Annotated in this window: 20 protein-coding genes; 17 read left to right on the forward strand and 3 right to left on the reverse strand. The window is 36.6% G+C overall.

Translation table 11 applies throughout. The features are described from left to right. Window positions 1-49: 49 nt before the first annotated feature. Window positions 50-388, reverse strand: a complete 339-nt coding sequence (locus tag CCAL9328_RS03580; protein WP_169935565.1) for a hypothetical protein — start codon at window positions 386-388, stop codon at window positions 50-52. A 184-nt stretch (window positions 389-572) separates the two neighbouring features. Between CCAL9328_RS03580 and CCAL9328_RS03585 the strand changes: the two genes are divergently transcribed. The 10 genes from CCAL9328_RS03585 (at window position 573) to CCAL9328_RS03630 (ending at window position 11063) form a co-directional block, all read left to right on the forward strand. Continuing rightward, the gene (locus tag CCAL9328_RS03585; protein ID WP_170000018.1) at window positions 573-2042 is read left to right on the forward strand and encodes an NAD(P)/FAD-dependent oxidoreductase; all 1470 of its coding nucleotides are present in this window, start codon (window positions 573-575) and stop codon (window positions 2040-2042) included. 24 nt (window positions 2043-2066) lie between these two features. After that, window positions 2067-3275 (forward strand): rhodanese-like domain-containing protein, encoded by a 1209-nt coding sequence (locus tag CCAL9328_RS03590; protein ID WP_170000019.1) that lies wholly within the window; start codon window positions 2067-2069, stop codon window positions 3273-3275. A gap of 134 nt (window positions 3276-3409) precedes the next feature. Beyond that, on the forward strand, window positions 3410-5356 hold the full coding sequence (locus CCAL9328_RS03595) for a BCCT family transporter (protein ID WP_170000020.1): 1947 nt from the start codon (window positions 3410-3412) through the stop codon (window positions 5354-5356). A gap of 120 nt (window positions 5357-5476) precedes the next feature. Beyond that, on the forward strand, window positions 5477-6853 hold the full coding sequence (locus tag CCAL9328_RS03600; RefSeq protein ID WP_170000021.1) for a sodium-dependent transporter: 1377 nt from the start codon (window positions 5477-5479) through the stop codon (window positions 6851-6853). 5 nt (window positions 6854-6858) lie between these two features. Continuing rightward, window positions 6859-8058 (forward strand): M48 family metallopeptidase, encoded by a 1200-nt coding sequence (locus CCAL9328_RS03605; protein ID WP_169971580.1) that lies wholly within the window; start codon window positions 6859-6861, stop codon window positions 8056-8058. Beyond that, a complete protein-coding gene (gene prmC, locus CCAL9328_RS03610; RefSeq protein WP_170000022.1) occupies window positions 8048-8878 on the forward strand; it encodes a peptide chain release factor N(5)-glutamine methyltransferase in 831 nt (276 codons plus the stop codon). The genes CCAL9328_RS03605 and prmC overlap by 11 nt, the downstream gene beginning before the upstream one ends. Then, window positions 8875-9351 carry a DUF4149 domain-containing protein gene (locus CCAL9328_RS03615; protein WP_170000023.1) on the forward strand — a complete coding sequence of 159 codons (477 nt, stop codon included), beginning with the start codon at window positions 8875-8877 and terminating at the stop codon, window positions 9349-9351. The genes prmC and CCAL9328_RS03615 overlap by 4 nt, the downstream gene beginning before the upstream one ends. Then, a complete protein-coding gene (locus tag CCAL9328_RS03620) occupies window positions 9348-10130 on the forward strand; it encodes a threonine/serine exporter family protein (protein ID WP_170000024.1) in 783 nt (260 codons plus the stop codon). Before CCAL9328_RS03615 ends, CCAL9328_RS03620 begins: the two co-directional genes overlap by 4 nt. 16 nt (window positions 10131-10146) lie before the next feature. Then, a complete protein-coding gene (locus CCAL9328_RS03625; RefSeq protein ID WP_194239002.1) occupies window positions 10147-10647 on the forward strand; it encodes a threonine/serine exporter family protein in 501 nt (166 codons plus the stop codon). Beyond that, complete coding sequence (locus CCAL9328_RS03630; RefSeq protein ID WP_169935583.1) at window positions 10647-11063, forward strand: YbgC/FadM family acyl-CoA thioesterase; 417 nt, start codon at window positions 10647-10649, stop codon at window positions 11061-11063. Before CCAL9328_RS03625 ends, CCAL9328_RS03630 begins: the two co-directional genes overlap by 1 nt. On the opposite strand, the gene CCAL9328_RS03635 is transcribed toward CCAL9328_RS03630, so the two are convergent. Continuing rightward, window positions 10994-12226 carry a hypothetical protein gene (locus tag CCAL9328_RS03635; RefSeq protein WP_170000025.1) on the reverse strand — a complete coding sequence of 411 codons (1233 nt, stop codon included), beginning with the start codon at window positions 12224-12226 and terminating at the stop codon, window positions 10994-10996. The genes CCAL9328_RS03630 and CCAL9328_RS03635 overlap by 70 nt on opposite strands. Continuing rightward, a complete protein-coding gene (locus CCAL9328_RS03640; protein WP_170000026.1) occupies window positions 12223-12894 on the reverse strand; it encodes a uracil-DNA glycosylase in 672 nt (223 codons plus the stop codon). The genes CCAL9328_RS03635 and CCAL9328_RS03640 overlap by 4 nt, the downstream gene beginning before the upstream one ends. A gap of 122 nt (window positions 12895-13016) precedes the next feature. Here CCAL9328_RS03640 and rpmH point away from each other — a divergent pair, with 122 nt between their 5' ends. Genes rpmH through CCAL9328_RS03675 form a run of 7 tightly spaced genes read left to right on the forward strand, consistent with a single transcriptional unit; the run spans window position 13017 to window position 18354 of the window. Beyond that, window positions 13017-13151, forward strand: coding sequence for a 50S ribosomal protein L34 (gene rpmH, locus CCAL9328_RS03645; RefSeq protein ID WP_002940373.1), 135 nt, complete (start codon window positions 13017-13019; stop codon window positions 13149-13151). Then, window positions 13139-13474 carry a ribonuclease P protein component gene (gene rnpA, locus CCAL9328_RS03650; protein WP_169936029.1) on the forward strand — a complete coding sequence of 112 codons (336 nt, stop codon included), beginning with the start codon at window positions 13139-13141 and terminating at the stop codon, window positions 13472-13474. The genes rpmH and rnpA overlap by 13 nt, the downstream gene beginning before the upstream one ends. Continuing rightward, window positions 13471-13812, forward strand: a complete 342-nt coding sequence (gene yidD, locus CCAL9328_RS03655; RefSeq protein WP_169935588.1) for a membrane protein insertion efficiency factor YidD — start codon at window positions 13471-13473, stop codon at window positions 13810-13812. Before rnpA ends, yidD begins: the two co-directional genes overlap by 4 nt. Window position 13813: 1 nt before the next feature. Beyond that, window positions 13814-15370 (forward strand): membrane protein insertase YidC, encoded by a 1557-nt coding sequence (gene yidC / locus CCAL9328_RS03660; RefSeq protein WP_170000027.1) that lies wholly within the window; start codon window positions 13814-13816, stop codon window positions 15368-15370. Continuing rightward, the gene (locus CCAL9328_RS03665; RefSeq protein WP_170000028.1) at window positions 15370-16437 is read left to right on the forward strand and encodes a Jag N-terminal domain-containing protein; all 1068 of its coding nucleotides are present in this window, start codon (window positions 15370-15372) and stop codon (window positions 16435-16437) included. The genes yidC and CCAL9328_RS03665 overlap by 1 nt, the downstream gene beginning before the upstream one ends. After that, window positions 16418-17755, forward strand: coding sequence for a tRNA uridine-5-carboxymethylaminomethyl(34) synthesis GTPase MnmE (gene mnmE, locus CCAL9328_RS03670; RefSeq protein ID WP_170000029.1), 1338 nt, complete (start codon window positions 16418-16420; stop codon window positions 17753-17755). The genes CCAL9328_RS03665 and mnmE overlap by 20 nt, the downstream gene beginning before the upstream one ends. 20 nt (window positions 17756-17775) lie before the next feature. Next, complete coding sequence (locus CCAL9328_RS03675; RefSeq protein ID WP_170000030.1) at window positions 17776-18354, forward strand: NAD(P)H-dependent oxidoreductase; 579 nt, start codon at window positions 17776-17778, stop codon at window positions 18352-18354. Window positions 18355-18365: the final 11 nt, after the last annotated feature.

The following is an 18365-nucleotide window of genomic DNA, read 5'->3' on the forward strand; positions in this document are numbered from 1 at the left end:
AGTAAAATTTTCACTCCTAAATTTTAAAATTCAGGAGTGAATAAGGTTTTTAGCAAGAAGGAACGTTGCCGCTATCTTTTGCGTAATGGATCACAAAGTCACAAATGTCAGGTTGAAATTTCTTAAATTGTGCTCCACTTAAAAAATCATTTGCACTTGGAAACTTCGATGACATCGCCTTTATAAAGCCTTCACCTTCGTTTTCACACATGCCTTTCCACTCTGCTATTGTGTGTTGTGCCGCAAAAGCATCACCTTTTATGCCTGTAGCATCTTTCATAAACTTAAGATATAGCTTTTGACCTCTTGCATAGTCGGCAAATGCCGTAGTACTGGCTATTGAAAGCCCCATCATTGCTATTAAAGCGCATGAGATTATTTTTTTCATTTCTACTCCTTTTGGTATGTTTAAAATTTTGTTTTAACACTGTAATCATAGCTTAATGTCAGTCTAAAATAATGTAACTTTGTTACAAAATAAATTTTTAGATGATGATACAATTGCTGTGTTTCTTAAAAGAACAATGTAACTTTAAAATTTAAAAATATGATTTTATATAAAGGAGTATTTTATGAGCCAAGACAAGATTATCAATGAAGTTCTTGATGAGCTTGAAAAAAATGATCATAAGCTTTCTCGTAGAGAGGCAATGAAACTTATAGCTATCTCACCTTTAGCGGCGGGAGTGTTGTCAAATGCAGCTGCGCCTGTATCAGCCCAAGCTGCCTCTTCGGCTACTGGCAGGATAGTCATCGTTGGAGGCGGTTTGTCTGGTGTTGCGACTGCGGCAAAACTTTGCAAAAGACTAAGAAACCCAGATATAACCGTGATCGAGCCAAATCCTATATCTGTTTCATATCAGGCCGGTCAGACTCTTATAGCCGCAGGTGTATATAAGAAAGAAGATATTATTTATCAAACAAGTGACTTCATGCCAAAAGAGGTCAATTGGATACAAAAAGCAGCTAAAAATTTCGATCCTGAAAATAACAAAGTGATACTTGAAGACGGCACCGAGGTTGGTTACGACTATCTTGTGGTTGCTATGGGTGTTACTTTAAATTATGGAGCCATAAAAGGTCTTGAGGGTGAGATAACCACTCTTGGAAATTGCGACGAAGTGCGTAAAAAAGTCGGCAAAAACGGTGTTTATTCGCTTTATTTTGCAGAAGGTTCCGTTGATACTTATGATGGTATACAAGAGATAATAAAAAAGGCTAAAAATTTAAAAGGTAACGAAAAACTCCAACTTATCTTTACAGACTCACCTACTGCTGTAAAATGCGGTGGCGCACCTAAAAAGGTAATGTATATCGCAAACGATCTAATTAAAAAAGCAGGCGTAAGAGATAAGGTTGAAATTTTATTTTACACAAATAGCGACAAGCTTTTTGGAGTGCCCGAATATGCAAAAGCTATAGAAGAGCAGTTTAGCAAGCGCGATTTTAAATGGGAATTTAAAACACGTTTGGTAGCGGTAGATACTCAAAATCAAGTTGCAACTTTTGAAAAAACATGGGTCGAAAAAGGCGAGTGGGATAAAGACCTAGAAGAGTATGAGATGATAACCAAAAAGGAAACATTTGAGAAAAAATTTGACTTTTTACATGTTGTTCCACCTCAAAAAGCACCAGATGCTGTAGGTAAATCACCTCTTGGCTCGCCTGCTAGCTGGGTGCCGGCTAATAAAGAAACGCTTCAACATACAGCCTATCCGAATGTCTTTGCTATAGGTGACTGTGCTGCCGTGCCTCTTGGAAAAACCGGCGGAAGCTCTAGAAAACAGTATCACGTGCTTGTGGATAACCTAATCGCCGTAATGGAGAAAAAAGATAAGCTGCCTGCTAAATACGACGGATATACAGTTTGTCCGTTTATCACAAGTATCGGCACCGTAATGTTTGCCGAGTTTGACTGGTCTGGCAAGCCTGCGCCGTCTTTCCCTCTTGATCCGACTAAAGAGCGATGGAGTATGTGGTTGCTTAAGGTATATATGATGAAACCTATAATTTTCCACGGAATGCTACCTGGAAGAATTTAAACCATTTTTACAAAAGGAGAAACTATGCAATTGAAATTTATTAGCGCTATTGCGCTTACAACGGCTTTGATGTTTAGCGGTTGTGCTACGTCAAATACTTCTGCTGCAGCGGCACAAGCTATAGCTACAAAACCGTCCGACTCAGTTAAGTCGTTAATCGAAAAAGGCAAGCTTGAGGTTGTAGACTTTTCTTATGCAAGAAGCAAGCTTGGAAGCGGTATGAGGGGTAACTCGGAAGCGTTATTTATAGACGCAAGACCTGATAGACATTATAATGCAGGAACTATCCCGTCAAGTATCCAAATTCATGATACGGACTTTAAAGATCATGTAAAAAGGATAGACGGCACGCCAAAAGATAAAGAGATTATCGTTTTTTGTCAAGGTTGGGACTGTGCAAAAAGTCCAAAAGTAGCCATCATGCTTAAAGAGCTAGGCTATAAAAACGTAAAATTATACCAAGCAGGCTATCCTGAATGGTCTAAAAAAGACTATATCGAAGTTGGTACCCCAACTGTTAAAAATGCATTTGACGCCAACTCGGCATTTATGATAGATGCTAGACCTTATGCTAAATTTCTAGCAGAAAGCATCCCTGGAGCGATATCTATAACAGATACCGAGCTTGATAAACTTAGCGGTAGATTTCCAAGTGCCAAAGATACGCAGATTATTACGTTTTGCCAAGGTTATGACTGCAAAAAGTCACACATAGTAGCTCAAAAGCTAGTCTCTCTTGGTTATACTAAAGTTGCAAACTACTCAGCGGGAGTTCCTGCATGGAAAGAAGCGGGGCTAAAAACAACTAAAGGTGGAAGCGAAGCCGCAGCAAGCGGAGCCGTTACAAAACTTAGCACACCGTTTATGGGGCCGATCAAAAAAGGGCTTGACATAGGTTCTGTTGACGGCGAATGGTTTTTGGCAAATTATAAAAAATTACCGGCAGGCGTAACTATAGTTGACGTAAGAAGAAGCGATGAGAGAGCGACAGGTTTTGTTCCTGGTTCACTTCATATATCTATTGAAGAAAATGACGAAAAGACATTTTTATCAAAACTTCCTGACACTTATGTAATCTTTCACTGCGCAGCCGGCGGTCGTGCTTTAGAAGCACAGTCTAAGGCTAAAAAAGGTGGCTTTACAAAAGGTGTTTATATAGATGCAGCTGTAAAATGCAAAGGTAGCGAATGCACTTTTACGCCTAACGAGCCACTCGATCCAAGTGATTGGTAAGTGATATCTAGCCGTGTTTTACGGCTAGAGCTTTGTTTATTTGTAAATTTTTTAATGAGAGTTTGCTCTTGTTTGTTTTTAGACATTTACTTTTTTGTGTTATTTTTGATACAAATACAGTTTAAAGGTGACAAATGAGAGTAAAAAAGAGTAAATTTAATCCAAAAGTATTTTATCCTTCGATCATTGTTATATTTTTAATAACAATTTTCTCGCTTATTTTTCCTGAAAGTTCAAGACAAATTTTTAAAGGTGCGCAGGATTTAGTAGCTGATAAATTTGGTTGGTTTTATGTTTTATCTATCGCAATTATAGTCTTAAGCGTATTTGTGCTTGGATTTTCGCGTTTTGGAGAGATAAAGCTAGGTGCGGATCACTCCATACCGGAATACACAAATATCTCATGGTTTGCCATGCTTTTTGCAGCAGGCATGGGGATAGGGCTTGTATTTTTTGGAGTAGGTGAACCGCTTATGCACTTTTTAACTCCTCCCATTGGAGAGGGTAAAAGCGTTGAAGCAGCAAGGCTTGCTATGAATATCACGTTTTTTCATTGGGGTATAAGTGCTTGGTCTGTATATGCTATAGTTGCACTGATCTTGGCGTTTTTTGCGTATAGACACAACTTACCGCTTACGCTTCGTTCGGCGTTTTATCCGCTTATAGGTGATAAAATTTACGGCAGGTTGGGAGATGTTATAGATATTTTTGCTGTTATAGCTACGCTTTTTGGTGTGGCTACTTCGCTGGGATACGGCGTTATTCAGGTAAATGCAGGACTTAGTTATGTGTTTAAGATGCCCGATATTAATATAACCTTGCTTGTTATACTCTGTCTTTGTGCAACAGCTTCGGCGGCACTTGGGGTTGATAAAGGGATAAAAATATTATCAAATTTAAACATCATAACGGCTATTGTTTTTATGAGTTTGATTCTGTTTTTAGGAGAAACCACCGGTCTTTTAAGGGCTTTGGTACAAAATAGTGGCGAATACATCGCGGCTCTTACCGCAAATACCTTTAACCTAAATGCTTATGGAAAGATGAGTGACGGTTGGCTTGGCGGCTGGACACTGCTTTACTGGGCTTGGTGGCTTTCATGGTCGCCTTTTGTGGGGCTTTTTATAGCTAAAATTTCAAAAGGTAGAAGCATAAAAGAATTTGTCATCGGTGCGCTTTTTGTCCCGACGGGATTTACTTTTATGTGGATGACCTTTTTTGGCAATAGCGCTATAAATTTAGTAAACGGCGGTGATGTTACTTTGGCAAACGCCGTTGTTAGCGACGTAGCAACTGCTCTTTTTGTTTTTTTAGAAAATTTCGCACTATCAAAGATATTATGTATTATCGCGATTTTAATGGTAGTTGTATTTTTTATAACATCAGCCGACTCTGCTGCGATGGTGATAAATATGCTTTGTTCAAACGGCTCTGATAATACGCCCATTTGGCAGAAAATTTTTTGGGGACTAGCTATAGGTTTAGTCGCGGCATCGCTTATGCTGGGAGGAGGTTTGGCTTCGCTTCAAGCTATGACTATAGTTGCGGCTTTACCATTTACTCTAGCTCTTATGTTTGCGATTTTTGGGCTATTTAAAGCTTTAAGGATCGATCATATTAAAAGTAAAATGCAAAATTTTTCAAATATGCCTATTGGCGAGTTGTCAAAAAGTTGGCAGGAGCGTTTAAAGACTATCATTGAACTACCAAATAAAAAAGATGCGTATAAATTTATGCAAAGTGTTGTTTTTGACGCATTTTCAGAGCTAAAAGATGAATTTGACAAAAACGGCTTAAGCTCAAAAATAGAGCAAAACTCTGGCGGAAATTTTATAAAATTAAGCGTGAGCTTGGAGGACGAACAAGACTTTAGCTACGGCATAAAACTTGTAAAAAGAAATAGCCCAGGCTACACTCAAGCCCTTAACGGCGATGATTTGTATTATAGAGCAGAGGTATTTTTAAACGAAGGCGGGCAGGATTATGACGTGCTTGGCTGGAGTGAAGCGACTTTGATAAACGATGTTGTTGAACAGTATAGAAAGCACATGCAGTTTTTACACACCGTAAGAAACGCTTGAAGACTTTAAAAATTTGTGATATTTTTGTAAGACAAACAAATAAATTCATATCTTTTTATTAAAAAAATAAGCATTTTTTCGTTAAAATCTTTGCTTTAAAATTTATAGACGGAACAAGAAATGAAAAAGAGGCAAAACTGGAGTTCAAAACTCACATATATCTTAGCTGTTGCAGGTGCTACCGTTGGATTTGGTGCAACGTGGAGGTTTCCTTATTTGGTTGGACAAAACGGCGGAGGAGCGTATGTGCTCACATTTGTTGTGGCGATGATAGTGATAGGAATTCCCATGATATTGGTTGAAAATGCTATCGGCAGACGTCTAAAGGTCAATGCGGTTGATGCATTTAGCGGTATGGCAAACGGCAAGCGTATCGCTAAATACTGGAAGATAGTAGGCTGGATGGGACTACTTGGTGCGTTTGGCATTATGTCTTATTATATGGTTATCGGTGGTTGGGTTTTAAGCTATATCGGGCAGATCATCTTTGGATTATTTGACTTATCAAATATCATAACTATCACGCAAACAACAGAATTTTATAATCAAAATATCATAAACAACCCAATGACTATCAGTTTTGCAACCCTTGTTTTTGTTCTTATAAACTACGTTATCTTGGTGCAAGGAGCGGTTGAAGGTATAGAAAAGGCAGCAAAATATCTAATGCCGATTTTGTTTTTACTTATGCTAACAATGGTTGCTAAAAACATAACTCTTGATGGAGCTGCGCAAGGCATTAAATTTTATCTTACGCCAGATTTTTCTAAGATAAATATGAAGCTGTTTATCGACGTTTTGGGACAGGTATTTTTTGCTTTATCACTTGGTTTTGGCGTGATGATAACACTTTCTAGCTTTGTAAAAAAAGACGAAGGTCTTGTTAAAATTTCAGTGATAACTGGCATTTTAAACACGGCGATAGCCGTGCTTGCTGGCTTTATGATATTTCCTTCTCTCTTTAGTTTTGGTATCGAGCCAAACAGTGGTCCAAGTCTTGTCTTTAAAAGTTTACCGATAGTCTTCTCTCATATGCCGTTTGGTAGCCTTATTGCGACGGCGTTTTTTACGCTTTTAATGATAGCGGCACTTACAACATCGCTTCCGATTTATGAGGTTATGATAACAACCTTACAGGAAAAATTTAAAGTAAGCCGTAAAAAGGCGATATTTATAGTTCTTGGAGGAATTTTTGTTTTGGGCAATATCCCTAGTCTAATGGCTACAAATTTACTTTCTCATATTACAATCTTTGGTAAAAATATATTTGATGCCTATGACGCGATAAGTGCGACGATATTTTTCGTTCTTACTTCGCTTGGATGCGCCTTGTTTGTAGGCTGGGTATTAGGCGATGAAGCGAAAGCTGAAATTTCAAAAGGTAGTGAAAAGTGCGTTAAGATCGTTAATTTTTGGCACTGGTATGTTAAATTTATAATTCCTTTTATTATTTTAATCGTATTCATCAGTTCATTTTATGATAATTTTATAAAGTAGGTTAAATGCTTGGTTTTTTTGTAGTTTTATTCGTTTTTTATGCTGCCTTTAAGGCTTATGTTTCGTTTTTGCAGATTAAATTTATCAAACAAGAGAGTTTAAAGCCTGCCGTTGTTTTAGAAGAAGCCGAGTATAAAAACGCGGCTAAAATTGCCATAGATAATCAAAAATTTGAACTTGCCTCTCTTATTTTTGGTACTTTTGTTAGTATTGTTTGGCTTGTTTTTGGTCTTAGAATTTTATTTGAAGCTACTGTCAAAACAGCCTCAAATACCGAATACATCGTTTTTGTAATGAGTTTTTTGATCATAAATTCTTTATTTGATTTGCCATTTAATGTCTATGAAAAATTTATAAAAGACAAAAAGCACGGTTTTTCAAACGTAACAGCTAAAATTTTTATCATAGACACGATAAAATCGCTCGCGTTAACGCTTGTTTTTGGCTCGGCGTTTGTTTGGCTGCTTCTGTTTTGTCTTGAGGCACTTGGCGAACTTTGGTGGTTTTGGGCATTTTTGATAAGCTTTGGCATCATTTTGATAATAAACCTCATTTATCCAACCGTTATAGCTCCTATTTTTAACAAAGTAACTCCGCTTGAAGACGGCGAACTAAAGTCAAATATCGAAAATTTACTAACCTCCCTTGGCTTTAAAAGTAGTGGTGTTTTTGTGATGGATGCAAGTAAACGTGATAATCGTCTAAATGCCTACTTTGGAGGACTTGGTGCTACAAAACGCGTGGTGCTTTTTGATACGCTTATCAAAAAACTAAGCGTGGATGAGATCATAGCTGTTTTGGGACATGAGTTGGGGCATTTTAAACATAAGGATATTTTAAAAATGATAGCCCTAAGTTCGCTTATGTTGTTTTGTCTTTTTGGAGTATTTGGTAATATTAATAAAGGCGCTTATGACGCGCTAGGTATGAGCGGTGGCGGTGCCGTGATAGTGTTTTTGCTTTTATTTAGTCCTATATTTAGCTTTATATTTAGCCCATTTATCTCATATATAAGTCGTAAAAATGAGTTTAATGCAGATAAATTTGGCGCAAAAACAAAAGATAGGCAAAGTATGATAAATGCGCTTAAAAAGTTAGGCAGTCAAAACAAAGCTTTCCCGCTTGCACATCCGCTTTATGCGACACTATATCACTCGCATCCAAGTCTTGTCGAACGTATAAATGAGCTTGAAAATGAGGATTGAAGAGGCTTTAGTAAAGGCTAGAAGCGAGCTTAAGATCCATGAAAGCGGTGCAAACGTAGCAAGAAATTTAATGCTATTTCACCTTAAGGTAAGCCAAAACGAGCTTTTTTTAAATTTAAAAAACGAACTGCAAGACGAGAGCGGATATTTTGCTTTGATAGAGCGTTTTAAAGATGGCGAACCTCTTGAATACATAACGGGTCTTGCCTCGTTTTATTCGCTTGAATTTGACGTGCTTAGCGGAGTTTTAGTCCCTAGACCAGAGACTGAAATTTTAGTTGAAAAAGTGCTTGAGCTATCAAAGGAATTTGATAATCCAAAAATCGCTGAGATCGGCACAGGAAGTGGGATAATAAGCGTTTGTTTGGCTTTAAATTTAGACACAAGTATAGTTGCAACCGATATCAGTGAAATAGCGCTAAAAAATGCAAAGCAAAATGCGTTAAAATTTAACGTAGCGGATAAAATAAAATTTGTAAAAACTGAGTTTTTAAACACAGTGGATGAGAAGTTTGATATCATAGTTTCAAATCCACCCTACATCGCAAATGACTACAAGCTTGACAAATGGGTTTTAAACGAGCCTAAAACCGCACTTTTTGGCGGTGAAAAAGGCGATGAAATTTTAAAAGATATAATAAGGATCGCAAGTCAAAAAGGTGTTAGATATCTTGCTTGTGAGATGGGATATGACCAAAAAAAAGCGATGGGTGAGTGTTTGAAATTTTATGGATTTAGTGCGGAGTTTTATACGGATCTAGCCGGATTTGACCGCGGATTTATTGCAAAAAATTTAAATAAAACTAAAGGGAAAGTATGAAAAACGTGTATTTGTTTTTGTTGGCTGGACTTATTGGTGTGGAGCTTGCTCTTGGTGTATTTGTAGCTCCTGCGATATTTTATCCGCAAAGATATATGGGAGAAAGCCCGCTTACTCACTTTGAAAGTGGAGTGATAATGACGCAAATTTTTATCAAGTATAATTACGCTTTGCTTTTTGTGAGTGCATTTGCATTGTTATTTGAGCTATTTGGTCCAAAAGGAAAAACAAGCTTTTATATTAAAATTTCAAGCTTTGCATTGGCGTTTATAAATTTAGCGCTCGCTCTTGCTTTTGTGTTTTATTTTACGGATTTTATCATCGCTGCACAAGCTATGGGAGAAGAGATGACGATGGGCAATGCTGAGTTTGACGCTATGCATAAAGCAAGCGAATACGTAATGAAGTTAATGCTTATGGCACAGACTTTACTATTTTTTATAAGTGCGATAAAACCTAAAAGTCAGGCATGAAAGAAAAACCTCATATCCAAGCCGTTACCGACTTTTTGATCGAATACGCTACAAAAATGCTAAGTATCGGCACGTATACCGCAAGGATCGATCGTTGTGTTGGTCGTATAGCAAGGGCTTATGGTTATGATGTTAGTTTAACGATATTTGTTAGAAATTTTACCATTAGCGTTATGGACCCGCTTGATAACTCTATTAGGCGGACTTATGTTAAAAGCACCGCGACTTCTGTTGTAAATTTTAGACTTATCTCGGAACTTAGCGCACTTAGTTGGCAGATATATGATGATAGATTTAGTCTTGAAGTAGCAAAGGAGCATTTTGCCGATATCATAACTCATCAAAATAACTCTTTTGCTAAAACGCTCATTTTTATAACGTTTGCAAATTCGGCTTTTTGTAAGCTTTTTGGTGGTGATTTGGGGGCTGTGATCTCTGTGTTTGTGGCTACATTTATAGGGTTTTATTGTAGATTTTTGCTTGCTAAATTTAGCGTAAATTTAAAACTTCAATACATAATCGTCTCATTCATATCGTCATTTATAGCATATTTGGGAGTTCATTTTGGATTTTCCACGACGCCTGATGTCGCCATAGGTTCTAGTATCTTGTTTATGATGCCTGGAATTTTTATGATAAATTCGATATTTGATATTTTAAACGAAAATATACTTGTCGGCATAAGTCGCGCCTTTAGCACGGGTATACTCATCTTATGTATAGCCATCGGTGTTTATATGACGCTTTCTATCTCAAATATAGGACTAATTGGTGTTTGAACTATTTTTAGCAACCATGATAGATGCTTTGTTTGCAGCTGTTGCGGGACTAGGCTTTGCATATGCGAGTTCGCCTCCTGCTAAAACGTTGGCATTTTCCGCACTCATCGCCGCGATATCACACGCTAGTCGATTTTTGATACTTCAGATGCAAATTCTTAACATCACGGTGGCGACTTTGATAGCGTCGTTTTTAGCAGGGATACTTGGTATGTTTTTTGCAAAAAGGCTTAAGGTGCCGGCTGAGATTATCGCATTTCCGGCGCTTTTGCCGATGGTTCCAGGAATTTACGCGTATAAAAGTATACTTGCGCTTTTTTCGTTTATAAAAAGCGATGATGCAAGCGAAAAGACAAATTTGCTTATAATATTTTTTGATAACGCACTTACGACCGCAGGTGTGGCGATAGCTATGGGAGTTGGTGTTTCTATAACTCTTTTGCTTTTTTACGAGCAGTCTTTAATGATAACTCGCGGCGCAAGGTGTGATATAAAAACTAGAAAAGAGGTAAGATAGTGAGAGTTAAAATTTATTACGAAGATACCGATGCAGGTGGGATAGTATATCATGCAAATTATATTAAATTTTGCGAACGAGCAAGGAGCGACCTGTTTTTTACGGCAGGTAGAAAATTCTTCTTGCCAAGTAGCCATTTTGTAGTATCTTCGCTAGAGGCTAAATTTATAAAGCCATCTGTTTTGGGCGATCTGCTAGAGATTAAAACAAGTGTTTTAGAGATCAAAAAGACTTCGCTTGTTTTACGCCAAGAAATTTTTAGAATAGGCGATATAAACGGCGAAACAAAGCCAGAGTCGGTATTTGCCATGAACGTAACTCTTGCCTTTTTAAAGGACGGCAAGCCTCAAAGGCTAAGTGAGGAATTGTTGTCTTTTATCTCTTCTTCCATGAGTTTGACTGGCGAAAATTTATAGCCCTTTGCTTCATAAATTTTTATATCGTATCCGACTTGTGAGCTTTGTATGCTTTCATGAAAGACCCTTTTTTTGGCAGTGTCTATAAAATTTGTATAGATGTATTCAAGTCCGATATTTGAAGAGTAGGCTATCCAGTTAAAATTTAAATTCACGCCAAAGAGCGCGGTTGTGGCTAAAAGTTCATCATTGATCTCGCTTATGGAGTTTGCAATATATAAATTTTGCCTATTTTTTTCATCTATGGAGTTAAAGATATGCGGAGTGTAGTTTATTTGTGTGCTAAGAAGAGCGTGTGTAGCGATCTCGTAACCTCTTGCTTGCGTAGCTATCAAAGAAGCCTTGATAGTTGGTAAATTTAAAAACATGCTTGTGTTGTTGTATTTGGTTTTGTTATTTAGGTATTCGTCTAAATTTAACTCTTTTGAGTCGATTTGTACATCGTAAAATTCACCATTGCTCGATTGTCTCGTATAGTCGTTTAGTAAATTTCCAAGATAGCTTGTATCGCTAAAAGCAGTAATTTTATCATTTGCCATACTCATTAAAATTCTTATTTGAGCTTCGTAGTCTATACCGCCAAAGACGATATTTGACGCCGTTTCTCCATTTGCTCTAACATTAATAGTCGGTATAAATGCAAACTCTTTTTGCTCTAAATTTTTCTTTAAAATTTTAAAACCGTTTTTCGTAAAAGGAGCTATAAAGTAGCTGATGTTGCGTGCTCTTGCTTGGTCTAGAGCACTTGATACCGAGCTTTCGCTCTCATCCCCGCAAAAGATAAATTCGATTTGAATTTTTGCATTTGTTTGCGCTGCATAGGAGACTATCGCGTCAGTTATTACGTTTGTATATGATTTTATGATTTTTTGTGGGATGATGACGGCTATTTTATTTGATCCGTCAGCGACAAACGTGATGTTTCCGCCAAGGCTTGCATACATCATGCTTAAGTTTTGATCTTTTATGACGCTTGGCTCAAATCTAGCCATAAAACTAGCTAACATATCACTTTCTAAAAGCTCGTTTAGACAGGCTATATCGCAAAAATCCGGCTCTAAATTTATATATTGGATACTTGCTGGAGCGATATTTGACATAATGTGGGTTTTGGCAAAAGCACAAAAATAACTCGCCGTAAGAGCTATAATAATTTTTTTCATATCATACCTTTTATCTTTTTTAAATCAGCACAAAAAACATCTTCAAAACTAGGGTTTTTCATAAGCCACATTACCGAATACGTAGGCATTAAGAGGGTATTTTGAAATTTTAAAACACTTCCTCTAAGGCTCTTGAAATTTGTATTTGCAATATTTTGCCCATAAAGCTTAAAAAACGCCTCTTCTCCAAGAGTTATGATTATGCTTGGTTTTATGAGCTCTATTTCTTCCATTAGGTAAGGTCTGCAAAGTTCAAAACACTCATCATTTGCCATATCTTTGCCTTCTAAATTTAGATTTTTACATCTTAAGATAGAACTTACATAAAACTCATCTTTGTTAAGATTTAGCGAGTTAAAGACCAGTTCGCTAAATTTTGCGCCAAGCATCCCAGAAACCAACTCTGCGTTTTTATCGGCATTTGGACTTGGAGCAAGGCAGACGAACATTATCTTGCTTTGCTTGTTGCCATATCCTAGTAAGACCGTATTTGCGGACTTTCTAAGGTGGCATAAATTGCATTGTGAAATTTGATGATTTAGTTCGTCCACATCGGCAAATTCGGATATTTTTTGCGAAAAAATAAAATTTTCATTTATAAATTTATATCCGATAGCTTTTAAAAAATATAACTTTTTTAGTGTTTCGTTTTTTTGCGAAATTTCCATTTTGGTATTATATTTTAATTTGCTTAAAATTTTAATACTTGTGTCTGATTTTAGTTATATTCAAAGGAATTTAAGTATTTTTTTGATAACATCACGCTTTTATATTAATTTTAAGGAAAGAGATGAAAAGGACTTATCAGCCTCACAAAACCCCTAAAAAACGCACTCACGGTTTTCGTTTAAGAATGAAAACTAAAAATGGTCGTAAAGTTATAAATGCTAGACGTGCTAAAGGTAGAAAAAGATTGGCAGCTTAGCAAACTTTGAGTCTTTAAGCGACTCAAAAGAATTCTCATCGGTTTATAAAGATGCAAAAAGATGGCACAGTGAAGTCTGTGTCCTTTTTTATAAACCTTCAATCCAGAACAAATTAGCAGTAGTAGCTAGTAAAAAAGTAGGAAAAGCGGTCGTCCGCAATAGGGCGAAAAGATTGTTACGTGCAGTTTTTTTAGAAGTTTGTGACGAACTTGAAAGCGGCATTTACGTCATAGTAGCAAAAAATGGGCTTAATGAGTTTAGGTTTGATAAAATTCAAAAAAATGTGCGTTGGTCGCTTAAGAAATTAGGATGCCTGAAATGAATAAATTTGCGATTTTGTGTATTAAATTTTACCAAAACTACATTTCTAAAATTCTTCCTAAATCCTGTCGCTATTATCCTTCTTGCTCGGAATACGCCGTTTGGCAATTTAAAAATAATAATATTTTTTTAGCTTCTTTTGCTGTCCTTATGAGAATTCTAAGGTGCAATCAACTATTTAAAGGTGGTATAGATTACCCTGTTGTAGGCAAAAAATTTACATCCATTTCACTATCAAAGCAGGATAAAGTTGCAGATATTGAATTTTGGTTGGTTCCTTGTAAAAATAGTAAATTTTATGTTATAAAAGTTTTAGATTCATTAAGAGGAAAACATTAAAATGAATAACCTATCGACACAAAAAAGGGTGCTTATCGCAACTCTTTTATCCTTTGTCTTTTTTATCGTTTATGATTATTTTTTTATCCCAAAGACGCTTCCAAATGAACAAAATCAAACCGTTCAAGCGCAAACATCAGTTTCAAATTCAGCTCCCGTATCTCAAAACGGCTCTTTAACTCCAAAAACATCAAGTACAAATAGCGATAAAACGCTAGTTGTTGTTAAGGCTAAAGATTATGAAGCTCATATCGATGAGCTAGGTCGTATCAGTAAATTTTATCTTAACGAAGAAAAATATAAAACAGAAGATGGAGAAAGAACTCAGCTAACGGCAATGTCTCCTTTGCCTCTTGAACTTAGATTTAGCGACACAACTATAAACAGCCAAGCCTTTAATGTAAACTATAGCGCTGATGTAAATGAGATCAGTGTTGATGGCACTAGTAGGAGTGTAAATTTAACTCAAAATTTAGACGGTCTTACTATAACTAAAAAGATAACCTTTAGACCAGATGGAAGTTATGATGTTGATGTTGATTTAAGCCGCGAAGTCGAATACTTTGTAACCCCTGGTTTTAGACCAAATGTTTCGGTTGATAGCTATACGGTCCACGGTGTTCTTTTAAGACATGCAGATGAGAAACTTACTATACTTGAAGATGGTGATTTAGATGGCGGAGAGTCATTTAGTGACGTAAATATAGCTGCTGCTTCGGATAGATACTATACAACCTTGCTTTACTCTTTTGACAAGCCTTTAAATGTTGTTACTAGCGTAGACCTACAAAATAATGCAATAGCATTTATTAAACAAAATGGAAATTTTAAAGGCAGTGGATATATCGGCGCTAAAGAGTATAGGGCGTTAAAAGCGATAGATATACGCCTAACCGATGTTGTAGAATATGGTTGGTTTAGCTTTATAGCAAAACCAATGTTTGCATTTTTGAGCTTTCTTTATTCGCATATAGGCAACTGGGGTTGGGCAATAGTTGTTCTTACACTGGTGATTAGGATAGTATTGTTCCCTCTAACATACAAAGGCATGTTGTCAATGAACAAGCTAAAAGAACTATCTCCTAAGCTAAAAGAGCTTCAAGCAAAATATAAAGGCGATCCGCAAAAGCTAAACGCACATATGATGGAGCTTTATAAAAAGCACGGTGCAAACCCAATGGGTGGATGTCTGCCGATACTACTTCAAATTCCTGTATTTTTCGCGATTTATAGGGTTTTATTAAATGCGATCGAGCTTAAAGGCGCTGAGTGGATACTGTGGATACATGACCTTTCTGTGATGGATCCATACTTTATCTTGCCTATCTTAATGGGTGTAACTATGTTTTTACAGCAAAGACTTACACCAACAACATTTAGCGACCCTATGCAAGAAAAGATAATGAAATTTTTACCGCTAATATTTACATTTTTCTTTGTGACCTTCCCTGCGGGCCTTACACTTTACTGGTTTATAAACAACGTTTGTTCTGTTATTCAGCAAATTTTTGTTAATAAACTTTTTGCAAAACAGAAAAAAGCGGAGGTAAAAGCATAATGCGTATCGAAGCTTCAAATTTACAAGAGGCCTTTCAAAAAGCGGCTACGGAGCTAAAATGCTCTGTGACCGAACTTGATATTAAAGTTATCCAACATCCAAGTTCCGGTTTTTTGGGTTTTTTTAAAAAAAATGCCATTATTGAAGCCGATATAGAAAAAAAGTCAAATCACAGACAAAATGATCGTCATGATGAGCGTAAAAAAGAGCAAAAACACGAAAAACGCGAGCATAATTTAGACAAAAAACATATCGAAAATAAAAAAGAAGACGGTAGAGCCGACAAAAAAGAGGACAAACCAAAAGAGGAACGCAGGCGTAACGGAAAAAATAAAAAAAATAAACACTCTGCACAAAATGGAGCAAAGAAAAGCTTAAGTGACAAAAATAACGCATTGGCACAGGATGCTTTTGGTGTGGATATCAGTGAAAGTAAAGAGGAAAAACCAGAATACATCATAAAACGTATCGACACTCCTGAAGTAAAGCCTCAAAAACGAGAGCAAAAAGATATCCTTGATACCTCTATAATTGATAATTTCAATACAGATAGTAATGAAGCTAAGGTTGAGGAAAAAGAGGATAAAAGACAAAAAAATAGTATAAATTTCGATGAAATTTTACCGATAATCAAAAATGATCTAACAAGACTTTTAAATGCTAGTTGCTTTAGTATAAGCAAGATAGAGGTTTCAAAATTTAGTGACGAATGTCTTCTTATCGAGCTTGACGGAGATGACGCAGCTCTACTTATCGGCAAAGAGGGTTATAGATACAAGGCTATATCATACTTGCTTCATAATTGGTTAAATACCAAATATAACTTATCTATCCGTCTTGAGATAGCTGAATTTTTGAAAAACCAAGAGGCTATGATAGATCAATACCTAACGTCGATAATAGAACGTGTGCAAAATACCGGCAAGGCTCAGACAAAGCCACTTGACGGCGTGTTGGTTAAGATAGCACTTGAGAAACTGCGCGCTACTTTCCCTGAAAAATATGTTGGAATAAAATCAAACGGTAGTGATAAATTTGTAGTTGTAAATGATTTCTTTAAAAAATGAAACTATCGCCGCGATAGCAACGGCAAACGGTATCGGCTCAATAGGTGTGATCCGCTTAAGTGGAGCCGATGCGCTTAATATCTCTCTAAAACTTACTAAAAAATCAGAACTTATGCCTCGCATGGCAACATTGTGTAAAATTTACTCGCTTGATGGTGAATTTTTAGACGAAGCTATAATGATTTATTTTAAAGCTCCAGCTAGCTTTACTGGCGAAGACGTGGTTGAATTTCAAATGCATGGCGGATATATGGTTGCTCGCATGATCTTAAACGAGCTTTTGTCTGCCGGAGCTAGACTTGCTAGAGGCGGAGAATTTAGCCATAGGGCGTTTCTAAACGACAAGATGGATCTTGCTAAAGCAAATGCTATACAGTCGTTAATAAATGCAAAAAGTGAAGGCGCTGTTAAAATTCTTGCTCGTCAAATGAGAGGTGATCTGAGCAAATACGCAAATGAGCTTAGAGCAGAGCTCGTAAAAACTTTAGCATTTGTTGAGACAAGTATTGATTATGCCGATGATGATTTACCAAGTGATTTGATGAGTCAAATTTCAGAGATGTTAAGTCAAAATCACGCAAAATTAGAACGTATCGTTGCTCTTAGCAAAAGTCGTCAAGGCTTGATAGAGGGTTTTAAAATAGCAATAGTTGGCAAGCCAAATGTCGGCAAGAGTTCTATCTTAAATGCGCTCTTAAGCTATGAAAGAGCCATAATATCAGATGAGGCTGGCACTACTCGCGATAGGATAGAAGAAAATCTAAATATCGGAACGCATTTGGTGCGTATAATAGACACGGCAGGTATTCGTAAAAATGCCGGTAATGTCGAAAACATTGGCATTAGTTACTCTTTAAAGGCGATCGAAGAAGCGGATATCGTCTTGGCTGTTTTTGACGGGTCAAATTTTAAAGACGAGCAAGATGAGAGAATTTTAGAACTTGTCAGTGAGTTAAATAAAAAAGTCTTTTTTGTTTTAAATAAAAGTGATTTAGATATTAAATTTGAGCTTGAGTTGCCAGATGTCTTAAAAATTTCAGCCAAAAATAGCACAGAGCTTCTTGTAAGCGAGATAGAACAATACTTAAACTCTCAAGATAGCGATGAAATAATACTAAGTTCAAGCATGCAAATAAACTCCTGTATGGATGCTTCTAATGCTATAAAAAGAGCATTAGAGTTGCTTAATGAGAGCGAACTTGAACTCTTTGCTTATGAGATAAATTCTGCCATAAAACACATAAGCATGATAACAAAACCTTTTGAGCGAAATGAAATTTTAGATGAAATGTTTAGTAATTTTTGCTTAGGAAAATAAATTTTAAAAATAGGAATAATATGAAAATCTTACTTATAAACGGTGGAAAAAAATTTGGTCATTCAGAGGGTAGGCTTAACCAGACTTTGCATGAGGCAGCCAAAGAGCATTTAAGCGCGATGGGACATGAGATAAAAGAGTGTGTGATCGACGCAGGTTATAATATAGAAGAAGAGATCGAGAAATTTTTATGGATGGATGTTGTGATCTGGCAGATGCCAGGCTGGTGGATGGGTGAGCCTTGGATAGTTAAAAAATACATGGATGATGTTTTCACAGCTGGTCATGGCAAATTGTATGCAAGTGATGGTCGTCATCGCACTGCGCCTACGAAGGATTACGGAACGGGCGGACTTTTAAACGGCAAAAAACACATGCTATCTCTTACTTGGAATGCACCGATTGAAGCCTTTACGGATAAAAATGAATTCTTTGAGGGAGTTGGAGTAGATGGCGTTTATCTGCATTTTAGAAAAGCAAATGAATTTTTAGGTATCAAACCTCTTGCGTCTTTTATCTGTAACGATGTTATCAAAATGCCTGATGTGCCAAAAATTATAAACGACTACAAAAGCCATCTAAGTAAAATTTTTGGTTAAATTTAAAATTT

It is taken from the genome of Campylobacter sp. RM9328 (assembly GCF_012978615.1).